The organism is Candidatus Neomarinimicrobiota bacterium, from assembly GCA_036476315.1.
In the GTDB taxonomy this organism is placed as follows: domain Bacteria; phylum Fidelibacterota; class Marinisomatia; order Marinisomatales; family S15-B10; genus JAZGBI01.
The window spans coordinates 21,808-40,938 of sequence record JAZGBI010000086.1 but is presented as its reverse complement, the minus strand read 5'-3'; the positions used below and the strand labels follow the sequence as shown (position 1 = coordinate 40,938).

The 19,131-nt window shown below is 50.2% G+C and carries 16 protein-coding genes and 1 pseudogene; 16 read left to right on the top strand and 1 reads right to left on the bottom strand.

All coding sequences use genetic code 11. The features are described from left to right. Nucleotides 1–131: 30S ribosomal protein S8 (rpsH, locus tag V3U24_08710; GenBank protein MEE9167520.1), on the bottom strand; the 131-nt coding region annotated here is incomplete at its 3' end. A gap of 42 nt (nucleotides 132–173) precedes the next feature. On the opposite strand from rpsH, the gene V3U24_08705 reads away from it, so the two are divergent. From V3U24_08705 to V3U24_08630, 16 genes and pseudogenes are all read left to right on the top strand, one after another. Beyond that, complete coding sequence (locus V3U24_08705; GenBank protein MEE9167519.1) at nucleotides 174–1,829, top strand: adenylate/guanylate cyclase domain-containing protein; 1,656 nt, start codon at nucleotides 174–176, stop codon at nucleotides 1,827–1,829. A 110-nt stretch (nucleotides 1,830–1,939) separates the two neighbouring features. Beyond that, a complete protein-coding gene (locus tag V3U24_08700; GenBank protein ID MEE9167518.1) occupies nucleotides 1,940–2,380 on the top strand; it encodes a MarR family transcriptional regulator in 441 nt (146 codons plus the stop codon). Nucleotides 2,381–2,421: 41 nt separating this feature from the next. After that, nucleotides 2,422–3,612, top strand: a complete 1,191-nt coding sequence (bcrC, locus tag V3U24_08695) for a benzoyl-CoA reductase subunit C (GenBank protein ID MEE9167517.1) — start codon at nucleotides 2,422–2,424, stop codon at nucleotides 3,610–3,612. A gap of 65 nt (nucleotides 3,613–3,677) precedes the next feature. Further along, complete coding sequence (gene bcrB, locus V3U24_08690; protein ID MEE9167516.1) at nucleotides 3,678–4,964, top strand: benzoyl-CoA reductase subunit B; 1,287 nt, start codon at nucleotides 3,678–3,680, stop codon at nucleotides 4,962–4,964. Beyond that, a complete protein-coding gene (locus V3U24_08685; GenBank protein ID MEE9167515.1) occupies nucleotides 4,961–6,247 on the top strand; it encodes a BadF/BadG/BcrA/BcrD ATPase family protein in 1,287 nt (428 codons plus the stop codon). The genes bcrB and V3U24_08685 overlap by 4 nt, the downstream gene beginning before the upstream one ends. Before the next feature lie 132 nt (nucleotides 6,248–6,379). Further along, nucleotides 6,380–6,838, top strand: a pseudogene (locus V3U24_08680) (four helix bundle protein). A gap of 19 nt (nucleotides 6,839–6,857) precedes the next feature. Continuing rightward, entirely contained in the window at nucleotides 6,858–7,730 is an 873-nt protein-coding gene (locus V3U24_08675) for a BadF/BadG/BcrA/BcrD ATPase family protein (GenBank protein MEE9167514.1), read from the top strand. Nucleotides 7,731–8,106: 376 nt separating this feature from the next. Next, complete coding sequence (locus V3U24_08670) at nucleotides 8,107–9,813, top strand: AMP-binding protein (GenBank protein MEE9167513.1); 1,707 nt, start codon at nucleotides 8,107–8,109, stop codon at nucleotides 9,811–9,813. Continuing rightward, nucleotides 9,810–11,012, top strand: a complete 1,203-nt coding sequence (locus V3U24_08665; protein ID MEE9167512.1) for a 2-hydroxyacyl-CoA dehydratase family protein — start codon at nucleotides 9,810–9,812, stop codon at nucleotides 11,010–11,012. The genes V3U24_08670 and V3U24_08665 overlap by 4 nt, the downstream gene beginning before the upstream one ends. A 31-nt stretch (nucleotides 11,013–11,043) precedes the next feature. Beyond that, a complete protein-coding gene (locus V3U24_08660; GenBank protein MEE9167511.1) occupies nucleotides 11,044–11,991 on the top strand; it encodes a ketopantoate reductase C-terminal domain-containing protein in 948 nt (315 codons plus the stop codon). Continuing rightward, entirely contained in the window at nucleotides 11,984–12,763 is a 780-nt protein-coding gene (locus V3U24_08655; protein MEE9167510.1) for an acyl-CoA dehydratase activase, read from the top strand. Before V3U24_08660 ends, V3U24_08655 begins: the two co-directional genes overlap by 8 nt. 41 nt (nucleotides 12,764–12,804) lie before the next feature. Then, nucleotides 12,805–13,854 (top strand): 6-hydroxycyclohex-1-ene-1-carbonyl-CoA dehydrogenase, encoded by a 1,050-nt coding sequence (gene had, locus V3U24_08650; protein ID MEE9167509.1) that lies wholly within the window; start codon nucleotides 12,805–12,807, stop codon nucleotides 13,852–13,854. A 255-nt stretch (nucleotides 13,855–14,109) separates the two neighbouring features. After that, nucleotides 14,110–15,213, top strand: coding sequence for a 6-oxocyclohex-1-ene-1-carbonyl-CoA hydratase (gene oah, locus V3U24_08645; protein MEE9167508.1), 1,104 nt, complete (start codon nucleotides 14,110–14,112; stop codon nucleotides 15,211–15,213). Nucleotides 15,214–15,504: 291 nt separating this feature from the next. Beyond that, nucleotides 15,505–16,278 carry an enoyl-CoA hydratase-related protein gene (locus tag V3U24_08640; protein ID MEE9167507.1) on the top strand — a complete coding sequence of 258 codons (774 nt, stop codon included), beginning with the start codon at nucleotides 15,505–15,507 and terminating at the stop codon, nucleotides 16,276–16,278. Beyond that, nucleotides 16,275–18,284, top strand: a complete 2,010-nt coding sequence (locus V3U24_08635) for a 3-hydroxyacyl-CoA dehydrogenase/enoyl-CoA hydratase family protein (GenBank protein ID MEE9167506.1) — start codon at nucleotides 16,275–16,277, stop codon at nucleotides 18,282–18,284. The genes V3U24_08640 and V3U24_08635 overlap by 4 nt, the downstream gene beginning before the upstream one ends. Nucleotides 18,285–18,288: 4 nt before the next feature. Then, nucleotides 18,289–19,131 (top strand): xanthine dehydrogenase family protein subunit M, encoded by an 843-nt coding sequence (locus V3U24_08630; protein ID MEE9167505.1) that lies wholly within the window; start codon nucleotides 18,289–18,291, stop codon nucleotides 19,129–19,131.

The window sequence follows — 19,131 nt, the reverse complement described above, 5'->3', positions numbered from 1 at the left end:
ATGTAATGGTGATCGCGAAGTATTTTCGCGACCTCCAGTTTGAGTTTCGATGCCGGGATATCCACCCTGGGATGTCCAGCTCTTGCCGCATTTCTCACGCGGGTTAGCATGTCAGCTATTGGATCGGTCATACCCGGAGGCTTCCTGTCGGGGAGCGGCTTGGGAACACTTATGTGGAGCTGTTCTCAGCCTCCAGGAAAGTAGGCAGTCCCAATTTCCCTCCTGATGAGGATGGAATCATCCGAAGAGTTCCCACCGCCATCTATTTCGAGGGCCCACAGCATGTTTATCCATCGCTCACCATGGCGGCCGCCATGGATATTCTGGACGTTCCACAGGACGGCTTTGACTATAACTTCGAAGAGCATATTCTTCGGCTGAGAAATCGTTCCGGGGAGATCGCTCGTGAGATTCCTATCGATGATGACGGCAGGATGTATGTGAATTACTATGGACATTTCAAGACATTCTACTACCTGCCGTACGCTTACTGCTTTGATCCCGAGATGCTCCCTCCGGAGTACTGGGAGGACAAGATTGCTCTGGTGGGGACTTCCACGCCAGGCTTGATGGATCTAAGGAATACCCCGGTTCAGGAAAGCTTTGCCGGGGTAGAGATCCATGGTAATGTCATCCACAGCCTGATGAAAAATGAGTTCGTCTCCCGAACCGGCGCCAGGACCAATTTCATTGCTATCCTTTTGTCGAGCGTAATTCTTGGTGCCTTGGTGAGCATTCCCAAGCGTCCCCTCCGTTCTCTTCCCATTCCCGTTATCGGAGTGATTGGTTGGATCATTTTTGCCTACAGTCAATTCCTGGGAAGCCTTGTCATGTGGGAGATCGTCAGACCTTCCATCAGCCTGGGTGTCACCTATCTCAGTATTTTTCTGTACAACTTTCTTGTCTCGGAAAAAGACAAACGTTTTCTGAAACATACATTCGGGACTTACCTTTCTACTGACTTGATCGATGAGATGTATGAGACAAAACAGGAACCCAAGTTGGGAGGTGATGCGGGATACCACACCGCATTTTTTTCGGACATACAGAGTTTCTCTTCATTTTCGGAGGTTCTCGAACCGGAGAAGATGGTCTCCCTGATGAACGAATATTTGACCGAAATGACAGAGGTATTGCTGTCACATCGCGGAACGTTGGACAAGTATATTGGAGATGCCATAGTGGCGTTTTACGGGGCTCCCATGCCTGTGGAGGATCATGAATATGAGGCATGCACCACGGCTCTGGAGATGGAAGATAAGCTTCGGAATCTGAGAGACAAATGGTCCCACGACGATGAATGGCCCGAGTTGGTGCACAACATGCGCCACCGGGTGGGACTCAGTTCAGGTGAGATGGTCACGGGGAACATGGGTTCAACTATGCGAATGAATTACACCATGATGGGGGATACGGTGAATCTGGCGTCCCGTTTGGAAGCATCGGCGAAGCAGTATGGCGTCTATATTCAGGTGGCTGAATCGACATATTCTTCGGTAAAGGAGAGGTTTGAGTGGCGCTTTTTGGATAACGTGCGAGTGAAGGGAAAAAAGCGTCCTGTAAAGGCATACGAACTTCTCGCCAGAAAGGGTGAATTGAGCGAGTCCTATTCAAAGGTGGTACCCGTCTTTCATGAGGGTATAGAACTCTACAACGCCCAGAAATGGGACAAAGCTCTGAAGTTATTCAAAGAAGCTGAGACACTGGAAGAAATGTTCCCAATGCGACCCATCAATCCCAGTCGCGTCTATATTGAAAGATGCGAATTCTTCAAGGAAACCCCCCCCGGCGATGACTGGGCTGGTGTCTGGACCCTGACGGCCAAGTAGCCCCATGGACATTCATTTGGTTCTTGACTCCAGGGTCGTCCGCCAATAAATTGTTTGTATACGTAATATTTGTATGTAAACTATTTGTATCTAAGGGTTAAGATTGATCAATGACCAAGCTTGAACACAGTATGGGCTTTCTTCTGGTCCGGGCAGCCCGCGGGATGAAGCGTGCCCTGGACAATGAACTTTCGGATATAGGTATCACAGCGTCACAGCACGCCGTCTTAAGTGCTCTTGCTTACAAAGATGGATTGTCTCTCACTCAGATCGCCAGGAGAGTCTTTCTTGATAACCCGGCCACCACAGGCCTAGTGGATCGTCTGGAGAGGGACGGTCTGGTGGAGCGGCATCGAGTCTCCTCGGATCGGCGGGTGATTAACATATATCTGACAACAAAAGGGAAAAGTATCCTGAATACCATAGACGGAATCGCCACGAATCTCGATATGGACGTTATGAGCGTTCTTTCCCACACAGAAAGGAAGACCCTTAGGAGTATGTTGAACCGCATATGGGATAGGGCCAATGGACAGAAAGAGAGTGTTTGAGTGTTAAAGTGTTCAGGTGTTAGAGCGTTCAAGTGACGTAAATGGGAAATGTAGCTGACAGAAAGACCTCCCGGGAGCTTGAAAGATTATTGGAGAAGGCTCGGAAACTTCTAGGGGATCTCCATTTCGGATATGTTTCCAAGTGGAAAAAGAGAGATCCCACGCGCCGGGTTATTGGCTACTTTCCCATCTACGTGCCCAGAGAAATCATCCACGCCGCTGGAATGCTGCCCGTGGGCATATTCGGTGGTGGCGACCGGATTCAGGTGGTGAAAGGAGACGCCTATTTTCAGTCGTATATCTGCCACCTTCCCAGAAGTGTGATCGAGATGGCCCTGGACGGACATTTTGACGATTTTGACGGGTTTATCTTTCCGGCGATCTGTGATGTGATCCGGAATCTATCCGGCATTTTCCGAATCGAGTTTCCTGACAGGTTCATTCAATATTTGGACTTTCCGCAGAATTTCAGCTCGGATGTGGGGGGCAAGTTTCTGACTGAGAGTCTCCGTGAGTTCCAGGATCAACTGCATGAACTTAGCGGTGCGGAGGAATCCGCGGAGAAGCTGAATCATTCCATTTCCCTCTACAATGAGAATCGCCGCCTTGTGAATCAATTTATTGAGGGACGCAGTTTGGAACCGTGGAAAATATCGGCGACCGATTTTTACGCTGTCCTGCGAGCCGGGTATGTGATGGATCCAGAGGAACATAACGATTTTTTGACCGGGATTATGGCGCATTTGAGGGAGGTGGACCACCAGCCGGAAGACAGAATCCGGGTGATTATTTCGGGAGCGTTCTGTGAACAACCCCCTATGGGCCTGATAAGGACTATCGAAAATGCAGGGTGTTATATCGTGGGAGACGACTTTCAACTTGGCTGTTTCTGGATCGATGGTGATATTGACGATGCTTCCGAAGATCCTCTTCAAGCCCTTGCAGAAGCGTACGTTCGCCAAGCCACATTTTCGTCGAGTGTTTATGATGGGAACGGTTCAAAAGGGATTCATCTGGCAGAGCTGGCAAGAAAGCGCGGGGCTGACGGCGTCATTTTCTGCGCCCCCAGTTTTTGCGACCCTGCCCTCCTCGACCAACCCGAACTCGAAAAGGCCCTTGACAGGGGTCACATGAAGCACTTGAGCTTTCAGTATCACGAAAACCTGGGTCAGTTCAAGGTCATTAAGGAACAGGTGGGTACGTTTTCCGACTCTATCAAACTGTGGGAATGAAAGTCAGGTGTCTAACGTGAATGGGATAAGTGAGTAATGTGAATTCAGAGCCTGGGATCGTACAGATGGGAAAATCAACTTCGATTCGGAAAGAAGACAGCATGATTCGCCAGAAGCAGATGCTGGCGAAACAGTTTTTGGAACTCTCCCAGGTGAAGGAGACAGGGAAAAAGGTGGTCTACACATTCGTTCCGGGAAATCTGACCGAACTGATCTTGAGTTTTGACATGCTTCCCGTCTATCCTGAAATCAACGCCCTTCAGTCGGGAATGCGTAAGAAATCTGGAGATTACATTTCAGAAGCAGAGGAACTGGGATACTCTGAAGATGTCTGTTCGTATGTGAAGTGTGACATAGGAATGATGGTAAGCGGTAACGTGGGTCCTACGGGACAGAAACTTCCTCCCCCGGATCTGCTTCTTCTGAGTTACACCGGTTGTTTTGTCTTCATGAAGTGGTTCGAAAACCTGAGGGCGCTTTACGACGGCGTTCCCGTGGCCATGTTACACGTTCCGTATCAGGGAGGCGGAGCGATGAATGATACCGTGGTTAACTATGTGATAGAACAGCTGGAAGCGGAGGTCATCCCGAAACTGGAGCAGGTATCAGGCAAACGATTCGATTCAGACAGGCTGAAGACCATGATGGAGCAATCGGCAGAGGCAGAAGAACTGATGGTGAAGGTTTTTGAATCCGCAAAGCATGTTCCCTCGCCGGTGGATGCCTACTTTGGCGGTGTCTATTATGTAGGGCCCATCTTTACCGCTTTCCGGGGCACCGAAGACTGTGTGAGATATTACGATGAACTGTACAAGGAGGTGGAAACAAGGCGTAAGGAGGGGAAGGGCCCCATCTGTCCGGAAGGGGAGATTGACGAACGATTCCGGGTGGTGGTGGAAGGTCCCCCTAACTGGACCCATTTCCGGGAATTCTGGAAAATCTTCTATGATCTCGGTGCAGTCTTCGTTGCGTCCTCCTACACCCGTGTTGGAGGCATTTATGACGAAGGTTTCCGGCATGAATCCTCGGATCCCTTGAAAAGCATGGCGAAATACTGCATGGGATGCTATACGAACCTGAGTCTTCCCCAGCGAATTGATCTTCTGGGAAGGCTGTTGAAAGAATATCAGGCGGATGGACTTCTCGTGAATTCCATTAAGAGCTGCAATTCATTTTCCGCAGGGCAACTGGTGATTATGCGTGAACTACAGAAACGTCTCGGTATACCTGTGGGATTTATTGAATCAGACCTTGTCGATCCCCGGTATTATTCCTATTCAAATATCAAGAACAGGATCGATTCATTTTTCCAGATGCTGGATCAGAGAAAGCAGATGGGGGTGATGGATTGAAGTACTATCTGGGCATCGATCTCGGCTCCACCACTTCCAAGGCAGTTATGGTGGATGGAGAGGGCGATATCATCGGCCGGGGGATTACCAATACCCGGGCAAACTATAAAATTGCAGCAGACATTGCAAGGCTGGGAGCCGAATACGATGCCCGGTTTTACCTGCTGCGCCAGGGCCTGTTGAAAAAGAACCGCAACTCAGCGGAACTTCAGGAATTGCTGGACAGGATTGAGACTGCTTTCCGGTACCTGAGGTTCAGCCGCCGGTTCGACCTTTTGGTCAGGAATATGTTGAACCTGGCGCAAGAAAAGAGTGACGAAACAGACGGCAGTGACATCCCGGCTAAGCTGTCCCGGATCTTTTCAGACATAAAAAGAGACATCAGGGACGAATTTCTCTCAGACCGCATCAGCACCGCTTACCAGTTCTTCCGGGATGTGTTCAGTCATCATTATCTTAACAAAATTGAGTCACTGGATCCCCGAGTATTCGATTCACTGCTGGCCCTGTATGATACTTCAATAATTCCCGTTGAGAATGAAATGCTTCAGTTCGATTTCTCCGAAATGGTAATGAATTCCGTGAAGTTCCTTGACCAGCAACAGAACGGTCTACTGGACAGTCTCGAAGCAGATCTGGAGGTATTCTCCCTAGTGGATCTCACCCCGGAGAACTACGTGGGCACAGGCTACGGCAGGCAGCTTCTCCCCTTTGATGAGAAGCATATTAAGTCAGAGATCCTCTGCCACGCTCTTGGCGCACATGCCATTTTTCCGGGGACAAGAACGGTTCTCGATATTGGAGGTCAGGACACCAAGGCGATTCAGGTGGATGAACACGGCCTGGTTACCAGTTTTCAGATGAATGACCGGTGCGCGGCGGGATGTGGCCGCTATCTCGGGTATATTGCTGATGAACTCAACATGAGCGTGAGCGAACTGGGGCCACGGGCCCTTCTGTCAGACTATGAGACCAATATTTGCAGCACCTGCACTGTTTTCGCGGGGGCAGAGTTGAGGGAATATCTCAATATCGGGGAGAAACAGGAGAATATCCTGGCGGGGCTTCATCAGGCAATCGTCCAACGGGCTTTTTCCCTTCTGGCCCGATCGGGAGGTGTGAGTAATGAATTCACTTTCACCGGAGGCGTTGCCAGGAATCAGGCGGTGGTCAATTATGTATCGAGAATGATGAAAGACAACTACGGAAGCCTTACCATCAACATCCATACGGATTCCATTTTCATGGGAGCGTTCGGAGCAGCGCTGCTTGGGATGCGTTGAAGTTGAAGTGTTCGGGTGTTCACGTGTTCAAGTGTTTAGGTCTTTCAACCGGGTGAGGTCGATACAGCTGAAAGGGTCATCATGTCGAAAGTGGATAAACTCGAAGATTTGGTGTGTTGACAGAAGGCAAGAGAATTGGTCAAAGAAGCTTACCATATGGGCAAACAGGGTGCTTTGTCGAGAGATTACAAACTGAGAGATCAGCTCCGAAGTGCGGCAGTTTCAGCGATGTCCAACATTGCCGAAGGATTTGCAAGGTTTCATCAGAGGGATTTCATAAGGTTCCTAGACATATCCCAGAGTTCAACCACGGAGGTTAAGAGCTTGCTGTATGTGGTTATTGATCAACAATACGTCTCATTCAGTCGAGTCAGAGAAGTCCAGGATTTGGCGGATGAGGTGAGAAACATGACACTTGGCCTCTTGAAGTATGTAGATAGAACACTTGAGAAGAAATCAGGCGCCGTCCGTGAACCGATCGAACCATACAAACAGAAGGGCAGTACAGACAAGTCGAAGGATATTCCTGAAGATTTCATAAATGTGGAAGTCCAATCGGAAGACTCATTACCTGAACACCCTAACACGTGAACACATAAACACCTGAGAAATGATCCATACACTCGGAATCGATGTAGGAAGCAGCTATGTGAAGACGGTCCTTATGGACTATAGCGACAGTCCAACAATTCTGGAAAAGTCCAATGACAAAATACATAAGCGAAACCCCCGGACGGTCATTGAAACCGCTACGCGGGCGATTCTGAATCGCCACGACCTGACATACCGCGACCTGGACTATGTCTCATCCACGGGAGAAGGCGAGCTTGTGAAGCAGAAAACAGGTCATTTCTACGGTATGACAACACATGCAAAGGGGGGCCATTTCTGCTTCCCCCGGGTGAAAACGGTGGTTGATCTGGGCGCCCTGTTCTGCAGAGCCATCAAAGTCGGTGACGATGCCCGCGTGTTGAGCTACACCATGACGGGCCAGTGTGCTTCCGGTTCGGGCCAGTTTCTGGAGAATATCACCCGGTATCTGGGACTAAACTTGAGTGAGGTGGGATCCCTGTCTCTCCAGTCGAAGGACCCTGAACGACCCAGTGGCGTCTGTGCCGTTCTGGCGGAAACGGACGTTATCAATATGGTGGCAAGGGGGGTGAAGATTGAAGATATCATAAAAGGTATTCACCTGACTATAGCGGTTCGCGCGGTGAAATTGCTGTCAAAATTGAAGGCGGAGTCGCCTGTGGTCTTGACGGGAGGAATGGCCCAGGATGAGGGTTTGGTGGCCGCCATCAGGGAAGTGGCAGACTCCAGGAATATGGATCTGGAAATCGTGTCTCACAGAGATTCTCCGTTAGCCGGTGCCATAGGCGCCGCTCTGTGGGGAGGATTCCGGCACCTGAGACTCAGGCAGGAAGAACCAAGTATCAAGGGTCAAGTAACAAGGATCAAGTATCAAGGATCAAGTAACCAGTGAACCAGTCACCAGTCACCAGTTGGCAGTCGGCAGTGTAAACCATGTCCTGATTTCACCGAATTAGCAAGTATCGAGTATCGAGTATCAAGTATCAAGTTGAGCGGAGTTGAGCAAAGCGAAATCCCGACGCATGTCGGGGGATCAAGTATCAAGTAACCAGTGAACCAGTCACCAGTTGGCAGTCATGCATTACGCATCATTTTCTCCATTCCTCCAACTCTCCCGTCTCGGGTTTTCAAATGATCAATAATCAATTGTCAATAATCAATTGTCCTCACGCATCATTTTCTCCAGTTCTCCATTCCTCCATTTCTCCAATTCTCCCGTTTCCGGTTTTCAAATAATCAATAATCAATTGTCAATAATCAATAATCAATTGTCCTCACCCCAGAAACTTCCGGAGTTTTCTCCCAATATTGCCACCATGCTGAAGGAAAATGCTTCGCAATTCAAGAGCAGGGCCATCTACCAGGAGAATAGAGGGAAAGGTTATATGCCCATGATGTGGGGGGATTTCTACGGTTCAATCGATAGTATTTCCCGGAATCTCTCACGCCTTGGGTTCAACATTGGCGACAGGATGGCGATTTTCTCGCGAAACCGTCTCGAGATGCTCCAGATGGAGCTTGCCGTCATGGCATCGGGAGGTGTCGCTGTTCCCATCTTTGCGGGATACCCGAAAGACACTGCCAGTCGGCTCGTCGAGTTCTGTGACGCCGATTTTCTGGCTGTGTCCGATCAGGGTCAACTGGATCGCATCGAAGAGGAATTGAATCTGAAAGCGATCTTCCATTTTGACCCTGTTGAAGGAAAGCATATTGCGAATCTCATCCCCTTCTCGGAATTACTCGTTCCCCGGGATGACAAAGGTGGCGGTCTCGCGTTCCATCTTGACCCGGACACGGTTACCCTGATGATGTTCACATCAGGCACCATGGGGACTCCCAAATGCGTCATGCTCACCCACGGCAATATTCTTTCGCAGCAGGCCGCCATGAAGGTTTTGTGGAGTATTTCAGAGGAAGACCGTTTCCTTTCATACCTTCCGTGGCATCACAGTTTTGGTGGCATCTTTGAAATGTTTGCTGCCATCACGAACGGTGCTCTCTTTTCCCTGGAACACGGCTTCGGAAAGGACACCGGATTGCTGGTGGAGAACTGGCGGGAGGTTAAGCCCACCGTCTTTTTCAGTGTGCCGAAAATATATCAGGAACTTACCTCACGCGCCATGGAGGATTCCGAGGTTGAGGAACTGATTTTCAGGACGGGTCTCAGGTTCATCTTCACGGCAGCTGCTCCCCTGCCCCAAACCATTTCGGATATGTTTGAATCCCGTGGGATTCCTGTCATTGAAGGATGGGGTTTGACAGAAACGTCTCCCTGTTCTACAGTGACCGATCCATCCAGGAAAAGAAAACCTGGCCTGGTTGGGACCGCCATCCCAGGCGTTCGGATAAAGCTTTCACCCGAAAATGAAATCATGGTCGCCGGTCCCAACGTAATGAAAGGATATTACAAAAATGAAGAGGCGACGAAGAAGGTCCTCACCGAAGATGGGTGGTTCTACACGGGTGACGTGGGAGACTTCACGCCTGATGGGCTGCGCCTCATTTCCAGGAAAGATCGAATTTTCAAACTGAGCAATGCGGAAAAAGTGTTTCCCGCGGAAATTGAGAACCGTATAGCCGGAACCTGCTGCTATCTGTCGCATGTGTATGTTGCGGGAAGTGGGGAGAACTATCCTGTGGTACTCCTTTTTCCAAACAGCGCTTTGTTTGACAAAATGCCCGACCCGAACGATCTGAGTGAGGAATGCCGGCGACCCACGAGTATGGATCAACTGGCATCCTGCCTGTCTCTTTGCCTTAATGGATTGAACAGAGCCATGGACGTTCCGTATGAACGTCCCGGTGCTGTCATGCTCCTGGACCGGGAACTCTCACTTGAACGGGACGAACTTACCCCTTCGATGAAACTGGCACCCAATGTGATCGGGGAGACATTCAAAGCAGAAATCGAAAGTCTGTACGGTGGGGAAGAGAAAATAAGGGATGATGTTTACGTAGTGAGGCTTGAAAGATGAATCCACTTAAATCAGCGCAGTTGTTGAAACAGGTAATGTTTGACTACTACAAGTCCATGAGTTCTCCTGTGGCCTGGTGTACGAGCGCCGGGCCTGCCGAACTTCTCCGGAGTTTCGGGTTTTCCGTCTACTTCCCCGAAAACCACGGTGCCCTCCTGGGAGCCACAAGGAGAGCCAACGACTGCATCCCGCTGGCGGTGAATGCCGGTTACTCGGGTGAGATTTGCTCTTACCTCACAAGCGATATCGGGGCATACCTGAAACGAGAGACACCCCTTACCAGGGCCTATGGATTGAAAGAAGTACCAAAGCCCGATCTCATCGTCTTCAACACCAACCAGTGCCGTGAAGTGGAAGACTGGTTCACCTTTTTCGCCGGAGAGTTTGACTCACCCATTCACGGTATACACCCTCCTCGACACCTTGACCGGATTAGAGAGCCGGAAATTGAGTTGGTGGTGAGGCAACTGGGAGATTTGATTTCTACGTGTGAGAGAGTCTCTGGGACTCAGTTTGACGAGGATCGCTTCGGGGAAGTAGTGAGTCTCAGTAAGGAGGGGACACGGCTCTGGCAGGAGGTGCTTCAAACTGCCAGGACGCATCCTTCTCCCCTTACGTTTTTCGACGGAACCATCCACATGGGTCCCATAGTGCTTTTGAGGGGCACTCAAGAGTGCGTCGATTACTACCAGGTACTCCTTTCAGAATTGAAGGAGCGAATGGAGAAAGGCGTAGGTGCCGTGGAAAAGGAACAGTGCCGAATATTCTGGGACGGAATGCCCGTCTGGGGGCGCTTGAGGGCTCTTGCCGACTTGTTTCACGATAACCGCGCTGCCGTTATTGCGTCCACTTACTGCAATAGCTGGATTTTTGACTCCTTTGACGAGAAGGATCCCATGGAATCTCTGGCCTTAGCCTACACGCAAATCTTCATAAACCGTAGCGAACAGGCAAAGCTGTCCATGCTGAAGCAATGGATCAGCGATTTTGATATTGACGGTGTCATTTTTCACAATGCAAAAACATGCTTCAATAATTCCAACACCCGTTTTGGCTTACCAAAGCGACTGGAAGAAGAAACAGGTATACCCGGTCTCATTGTGGAAGGGGATCTGAACGACCTCAGGTTTTTCTCCGATGCGCAAAACAGGACCAAAATTGAGACCTTTGTGGAGCAGATAACGGGGCAGGAGTACTAAGGTGTTGGGGCGTTAAGGTTTTGAGGTGAATATGGACTCATTAAGAGTGTCAGTAGTGGGAGCCGGTCCCGTGGGGTCGATTATTGCAGCTCATCTCATTGAGGCGGGTGCTGAGGTCGTTATGTGTGACATCAGTCCGAAACGAATTGATGCTTTAAGACGAGATGGGATTATTCTGACAAATACCATTGAAAAGACTGTACCGGTTCGGGAATCTGTCAATTCCATCCGCGATTTGGCCGCGTACGATCTTGACCTGGTGGTCTATGCTTTGAAATGTCCTTTCCTGCTGCCGGCACTTGAAGAGACGCAGGGAATCGATAACGGCAAATTCTATCTTATGAGTGCTCAGAATGGCATTGGAACGGAACTTGATATCGCTTCCACGTTTTCCAGGGAAAGGACGTTACGAATGGTCATCAATTTCGCCGGCAATTTGACCCGGACGTCCTCCGGTGAGGACGCTGTCAACGTGACGTTCTTCAATCCCCCCAACTATGTCTCCGCTCTATCTGAAGAAGGAGAGGAAATGGAGGAGAGATTTGTGCAACGTCTGAACTCTGTTGGCCTTACAACGGAGAGTTCCGATAACCTGCAGATCCACGTCTGGCAGAAAGCCATTCTGAATGCTACCCTGTCTCCTCTCTGTGCCATCACCGGACAGACCATGGAGGACGTCATGTCTTTCGGTCCCGCCGTCCGACTCGCGGAGGGTGTTATCCGGGAATCCATAAAAGTGGCGGAGGCGGATGGACTGGATCTTGGCAGTTCATTTCTTGAATCGGCCATGGGCTATCTCAAAAAGGGTGGAAAACACAAACCCACCATGCTGGTGGATATCGAGAATCGGTTGCCCACTGAGATCGATTACCTCAACGGAAAGATTGAAAAATACGGCCGAAAGCACGACATTCCCGTTCCTCTCAATTCGACCCTGGGGACTATAGTAAAGCTGCTGGAGTCAAAATACAGTGACTGATTGTTTCCTGGGCATCGATCTCGGCTCCTCTTTCACTAAGCTCTGCGTGGTGAACGGGGAAGGTGACGTCCTTTTCAGAACTGTGTTTCCCACCCTGAGTAGAGACAAAGAATCCCTACAGCAGAACCTCGATCATGTGCACCACATTTTCCCCATTCAATCATCGTGCGCCACGGGATACGGACGAATGTCCTTTGAGAAAGCCCGAAGCAAGAAGACCGAGCTTGTCTGTTCTGCGGTTGGTGCTTCGAAGGATTTTCCTTACCGAAAGACGGTCATCGATATTGGAGGGGAGGATATTAAGGTGATCGTTTGTGAAGATGCAGGAAAGGTGGAGCATTTCTATATGAGTGACAAGTGTGCTGCAGGAACGGGGGCTTTTCTCATGGAGGTGGCGGAAAAGGCGGAATTGGAGATTGGGGAAATGTCCCGGCTGGCCAGTTCTTCTTCGTCGAAGCGGGAATTGAACAGTTTCTGCACGGTATTCGCCAAGACTGAAATCCTCCAATGGAAATTCGCCGATGTGCCAGTTGAAGATATTGCAAGGGGGATCTATCTGTCTCTGGTAAGCCGTATCATGAAGTTAAGTTACGATCCCGGTTTCCCTGTTATTCTATGCGGAGGGGTTATTGGCTTTCATCCCTACGTAGGGGAATTGTTGAAGGAGAGGTTACCAGTGGAGGTGGTCATTCCGGAAGAGCCCCAGTACGTGAGTGCCTACGGGGCCTCTCTCATTGCCAGAAGAGAGACTGAAAAACTCGTGGCAACCTGAATGTGTGGAATGTTTAACTGTTAGAGCAATAGGGTGTAGTAATGTGGTCTAGTTGGCAGATGTCCGCAACAAATCAACCTTTTGAGCTGGTGCAAGAGCCTCTGCAGTCCTTGGATGAAGGAGACGTTCTACTGGAAGTGGCAGGATGCGGTGTATGCCATACCGATATAGGATTCTGGCACGATGGGATTAGAACCAGAAAGCCTCTTCCTTTGGTCCTGGGGCATGAAGTCAGCGGAATTGTGGCGGAGGGTCCCCCGGATTGGAAGGACAAGAAAGTCATAGTCCCCGCCGTACTGCCTTGCGGTGAGTGCTACCTCTGCCACCGTGGCAGGGCCAACATCTGTCGAAGTCAGAAAATGCCAGGGAACGATTTTGACGGAGGATTCGCGAGCCATATGAAAGTCCCTCACCGGTTTCTCTGCGAGATCCCTGAGTCTCTGCTCAGTCCTTATTCTCTGGCAGAACTCTCGGTGATTGCCGATGCCGTTTCCACGCCGTACCAGGCAGTAAAAAGAAGCGGACTCGAAAAAGGTGATCTTGCTGTTATTATTGGAGTAGGCGGAATCGGCATCTACGGGGCACAGCTGGCGCTCGTTACAGGCGCAAAAGTGGTGGCAATTGATGTCGATGCGAACCGTCTGAAGGGAGCCAGCGATGTGGGCGTTCATGGAGTCCTGGATGTCAGGGGAAAGTCACCCCGAGAGGTGAAAGCCACGGTCAGGGAGATGTGTCGTGACATAGGTGGCCCCGGTGAGTGCTGGAAAATCTTCGAAATGTCCGGGACGAAGGAGGGTCAGGAACTGGCTTACGCTCTTATAGGATATGCTTCCACACTTTCGGTGGTGGGGTTCACCATGCACAAGCTCGAATTGAGGCTCAGCAATCTCATGGCATTCGACGCACGGGCCATTGGTACTTGGGGATGCCGTCCGGACCTCTATCCAGAAATTCTGGATCTTGTTGCTGCGGGGAAAGTACAGCTGAGTCCATTCACAGAGACATATCCCATGTCTCAGATAAATGAAGTTTTCTCGCAAATGATGGAGAAGCGTCTGAACAAACGGGCAGTCATGATCCCAGATTTCTAACCCACCACATAGCCACAGAGGTCACAGAGAGCAGTGATAAACCACGAATTACACGAAGTACACTAATAGCTTGTGTTGAACCGGAGAAGTCACAGAGAAAAAAGAATAATATTGGAAGAAGATAACATTGAGCAACACACCTTCTCATCAAGGCAGAGATTACTCCTTCTAGGGTTTCTAAGATCACAAAAATATCTTCTCTGTGGTTGAAGTACTTAGTGTTCTTGTGGCTGATTGGTAAAAGGAGGTGTTACCGTGTTGAGGAATCATGATCTGGTAGATGTTTCAAAAGCTCCCTTTGGAGATTTCAAAGGGATCAAATACGAGAGAAAGTCCTGCAGGGATAAAAACGGAGATCCTGTTGAGGGTCTTTACAATGCCTGGATATACCTGAACAATCCCGAACAGCACAACGCATACACCACGGAGATGGTGAAAGAAATTATTCTCGCTTTCCGGAAGGCGTCCAACGATAGGGGTGTTGTGGCGGTCATCTTCACGGCGGTGGGTGAGAAGGCTTTTTGTACGGGAGGAAACACCAAGGAATATGCCGAATACTATGCCGGCCATCCCCAGGAATACAAACAGTACATGCGTCTATTTAACGACATGGTGACGTCGATTCTTCATTGTGACAAGCCGGTCATCAATCGTGTAAATGGTATGCGAATCGCCGGGGGACAGGAAATAGGGATGGCGTGCGATTTTTCGGTTGCCAGTGATCTTGCAGTTTTCGGTCAAGCCGGCCCCAAGCACGGCAGCGCGCCCGATGGCGGAAGCACCGATTTTCTCCATCTTTATGTTGGAATTGAGAAGGCCATAAAGAGCTGTACCCTGTGTGACATGTGGACGGCCCATGAGGCTCTAAGACTGGGGCTCATATCGGAAGCCGTTCCCGTGCTGAAAGTGAACGGGGAGTGGACCCCCAATCCTCTCGTCATCACGGACACGTGGCTGAACGAAAAAGGGGAGATTGTCTACGGAAGAAGAAAGGAAGGTAAAGCGCTGAATGAAGGGAAAGCGATCTTGAAGTCGGGAAGCATAGATTTCACCCTGCTCGATCAAACGGTGGAAACGTACGCCACTAAACTGATGCTCACCATGCCCGAATGCTTGAGCAAGACTCTCAACAGTCTCCGGAAGAAGAAGCTTGAGCACTGGAACCTGAATCAACAAAGCAACCGGGACTGGCTGGCCCTCAACATGATGACCGAAGCGAAAGCTGGATTCAAGGCGTTCAACGAAGGTCCGAAAGGGAATCGGGAGGTGGACTTCATAAAGCTGAGGCAACTGCTTGCCGAAAATCACTCCTGGGACGATGAGCTCATTCGAGCGATTTCACCCCAGTATCGGAAATGAGGATTCAACCTGTAAGGCTGGTTTATCCACAGGATCTTCCAAAGGATCTTGAGATGAGATTCGCCACCTCAAAGGGAGTCCCTGTGACCCGTGGGGTCTCCTACGGAGGGAGAAGAACGCCAAGGATGAGGTGTTAAAGTGTTAAGGTATTCAAGTGTTCCAGTTTTTGGGTCTTGAGGGTTTTTCCTTTTTCATATTTCTTGAACACATGAACATTCAGGCTGAAATGATTAGAGTATCTTCGCGAACTTAGTGGCTGCTGGTAAGTGAATAGATGAGGTTAACAGGACCATGAGCAAAATTGAGATGGAACGCTTATTGGGGGAGCAAGTCGTCAAGATTACTTTGAATGCTCCTGAGGGCAATATTCTTGACGGCGACATGATGAAGGAGTTGTTGCACGTCCTTGAAGACCTGAAAAGCAGAAGATCTGTGAAACTTGTTATGTTTCAGGGCGCGGGAGATCACTTTTCTTTTGGTGCCAGTGTGGAAGAGCATCAAGGGGAAATGGTAGTCAATATGCTGAGACTGTTTCACCGCGTTTTTTATGAGCTCATTGATCTATCGATTCCTTCCGCGGCCTTGGTATCTGGTCAATGCCTTGGGGGAGGCATGGAGCTGGCAGCGAGCTGCCATTTTGTCTATGCTGACGAGACGGCGGAGTTTGGCCAGCCAGAAATCAAATTGGGTGTATATCCACCGTTGGCTTCCCTCATTCTTCCCCTCAAGATTGGCAGTGCCCGAGCCGATTCATTGTTGCTTACCGGCCAGTCCATTTCTGCCCGGGAGGCAAAGGTCACTGGATTGGTGAATGAGGTATTCGAAGCACGGGATACCATGGAAGAATGGGTCACCGCGTGGATCCAACGGGAGATTGTACCAAAGAGCGCATCGTCACTCAAATTGGGTGTGATGGCAGCTCGCCGGGTTTTCAATGAGACTGTGAGGCTCGAGCTTCCGAAACTTGAGAAAATGTACGTGGAAAAACTTATGGCTACTCACGATGCCAATGAGGGGATTTCGGCGTTTCTCCAGAAGCGGCCGCCGGAATGGGAAGATTCATGAGTGAAATATCGAGCGTGGGGGTGATAGGCGCCGGGACAATGGGCTCCGGCATTTCCCAGAAACTCGCACAGGAAGGATTTCACGTGGTCATGATTGACATGAAGGAACGCTTCATACAGAGGGGCCTCAATAATATTGGCAGTGTCCTGGAAGAGGGAGTGAAGAGGGGTCTTTTCACGTCCCACCAAGTTGAGGAAATCATGGGTCGTATTGACCATTCCACAGACCTCGATGCAGTCAGGGAATGTCACCTTGTAATTGAGGCCGTTTACGAAGATCTTGATGCGAAGTCACAACTTTTTTCCCTGTTAGGAACACTCATAGGCAAAGACACCATAGTTGCGACGAATACTTCATCCTTCTCCATTTCTCAACTGGCCGAATCGACGTCATTTCCCGGCCGGTTTATCGGCCTTCACTTTTTCTATCATGCGACAAAAAACCGGCTGGTGGAGGTAATTCGTGGTGCGAAAACATCGAATGAAACCTATCGAACGGTGATGAGATTTGTGAAACGCATAGGTAAGGATCCCATCGTCTGTCGTGATTCTTTCGGATTTGCCGTAAATCGATTTTTCGTTCCCTGGTTGAACGAAGCGGTACGGCTTTCGGAGGAAGGTGTGGCGTCCCCCGAGGAAATCGATAGCGTTTGCTGCTTGGCGTTTCAGATTCCTATGGGGCCATTTACGCTCATGAACGCGACAGGCATCGTTGTAGCATACCATGCTCAGAAAACATTGGAGAACGGCTTTGGGTCCTTTTATCGTCCGGCTGATGCCCTGAAGAAACAGGCCGAATCTGACAGGAAGTGGATTCTAACCGAACACTCCCCAGAAGTGGAAAAATCCAAGTCGAGAGTCATCATTGACCGGATGCTGGGTGTAGTTTTCACGACTTGTGGGCAAATTCTTCATGAACGGGTAACGACTCCGGGAGAGTTGAATAGAGGTGCGCGCATCGGTCTCAGGTGGAAAAAGGGCCCCATCGATCTGATGGAAGATGAGGGCGAGCAGCGGGTCAGGGAGCTTGTTGCACGGATATCTGAAAAATGGGGAGTGAGACCACCAGCCTCTCTAACCCGTAATGCGTGGACCATGGAATTTGTGACGTTGAGCAACCTCAACGGTTCCGCCGTCTTGACACTTACACGACCGGAAGAACTCAACGCCCTGAACGGAGAACTATTAAACCAGTTGCAGGAGAGGTACGAAGCAGCGAAAACAAATGATGATGTGAGCACCATCTTCATAACTGGCGAGGGTAAGGCATTCATGGCGGGCGCGGACATCAAGTTTTTCATTCAATGTTTGGAAAAAAATGATCTTGATGAGATCCGGTCGTTCACAGAGCTCGCAAGCAAGGTTTTCACCATGATCGACCAGTCACCGAAAACCGTGGTGGCTGTCGTTAACGGATTAGCTCTGGGCGGAGGTCTCGAGCTTGCTTTGACGGCGGACGTCATTCTGGGGACCGAAAAAGCAGTTGTGGCCTTTCCGGAAACGGGCCTTGGCATTTACCCTGGGCTGGGTGGGACGGTGAGAACACCTAGAAGGATTGGGAGGGAGTTGAGCAAGTATCTCATCTACACGGGTGTGTTTTTGTCAGCAAAGGAGGCTGAAGAGATCGGGTTGGTGGATGCCGTTGTGAATTTCGACGACGCTGATGAAATGATGTCGGGGCAACGCCTCCTTCCACATAAGCGAAGAGTGACCCTGCCGAAACGGTGGCAGGCAATTGCAGACTATTTTTCTGCGAATAACTTGGAGTCCATCCTTACCGGAAAAGCTGTAGTTCCCGAAGGGTTATCCCCAGAGGAGGCCAAAGAGACGGAACGGGTGATTCAGATGAAAGCACCTGTGGCACTCAAAATGGCCGAAGGACTTCTGGACGAAAGTGGCGGGATTGATGGAGAGCTGAAGAATCTCAACGCTGTGTTCTCCACGGAAGACGCCCTTTTGGGACTGAAATCTGTTGGGAGAAAACCACCCCGGTTTCACGGGAGGTAGAATCTTGGAGTATCATCGACCGGAAAACTTGAAAGGGGCCTGTCATTTGCTGGAGGAACTGCCGGAGGCGGCGCTTCTGGCGGGGGGCACCGATCTGCTGGTTGATGTGGATACGGGCATTCGAAAAGCTCGCCATCTGGTTTCTCTCGCAAGAATTCCCGGGGTGAACGGCATTGAGGAAGAGGATGAGCGGGTGATTATGGGCGCAGGATGTACGGCGAATGAGATCGAATCCTCATCCGTCATCCAAAATTCTTTCCCGGAAATCTGTCAGATGGTTCCGACTTTTGCCTCTCCGCAGGTTCGCACACGAGCCACCGTTGGCGGAAACATCTGTAGTGCGGTGGCGTGTGGGGATTTTCCTGTTATCCTCATTGCCCTCGGGTCGCAAGTGGAGTTGGTATCTTCAGGAGGCAACCGGATTATCGCACTTGGAGATTTCTTTCTGGGGAACAGGGAAACGGTTCTGAAAAAGGGTGAGATCCTCACCCGGATCTTGATTCCCAGAAAGCCCGCTGACTCCGCTGCCACCTATCTGAAATTTCTGCGACGGGCGTCTAATTCCCTGGCCGTCGCGAGTGTTGCGGTATTTCTCCGTTTTGAGGAAAACATCTGCCGTCAGGCTCGCATTGTGCTCGGGGCGGTAGCCCCCATTCCCATGACGGCGGAAAGGGCATCCGGGTCGCTTGAAGGGAAAACTGTCGACAAAGCGGCAATCTCCGAAGCGGCATCCCTGGCCAGCAAGGAATGCAAGCCTATCACCGATTTGAGGGGAACCGAAGAGTTCCGGCGAGAACTCGTATACGTTCTTACGAAAAGAGCCGTTAGAAAATGTTCAGGTGTTTGA

Coding starts and splice junctions, on each gene's coding strand:
- V3U24_08700 (MEE9167518.1), top strand. CDS start 1,940: ATGACCAAGCTTGAACACAGTATGGGCTTTCTTCTGGTCCGGGCAGCC.
- bcrC (MEE9167517.1), top strand. CDS start 2,422: ATGGGAAATGTAGCTGACAGAAAGACCTCCCGGGAGCTTGAAAGATTA.
- bcrB (MEE9167516.1), top strand. CDS start 3,678: ATGGGAAAATCAACTTCGATTCGGAAAGAAGACAGCATGATTCGCCAG.
- V3U24_08675 (MEE9167514.1), top strand. CDS start 6,858: ATGATCCATACACTCGGAATCGATGTAGGAAGCAGCTATGTGAAGACG.
- V3U24_08665 (MEE9167512.1), top strand. CDS start 9,810: ATGAATCCACTTAAATCAGCGCAGTTGTTGAAACAGGTAATGTTTGAC.
- V3U24_08660 (MEE9167511.1), top strand. CDS start 11,044: ATGGACTCATTAAGAGTGTCAGTAGTGGGAGCCGGTCCCGTGGGGTCG.
- had (MEE9167509.1), top strand. CDS start 12,805: ATGTGGTCTAGTTGGCAGATGTCCGCAACAAATCAACCTTTTGAGCTG.
- V3U24_08640 (MEE9167507.1), top strand. CDS start 15,505: ATGAGCAAAATTGAGATGGAACGCTTATTGGGGGAGCAAGTCGTCAAG.
- V3U24_08635 (MEE9167506.1), top strand. CDS start 16,275: ATGAGTGAAATATCGAGCGTGGGGGTGATAGGCGCCGGGACAATGGGC.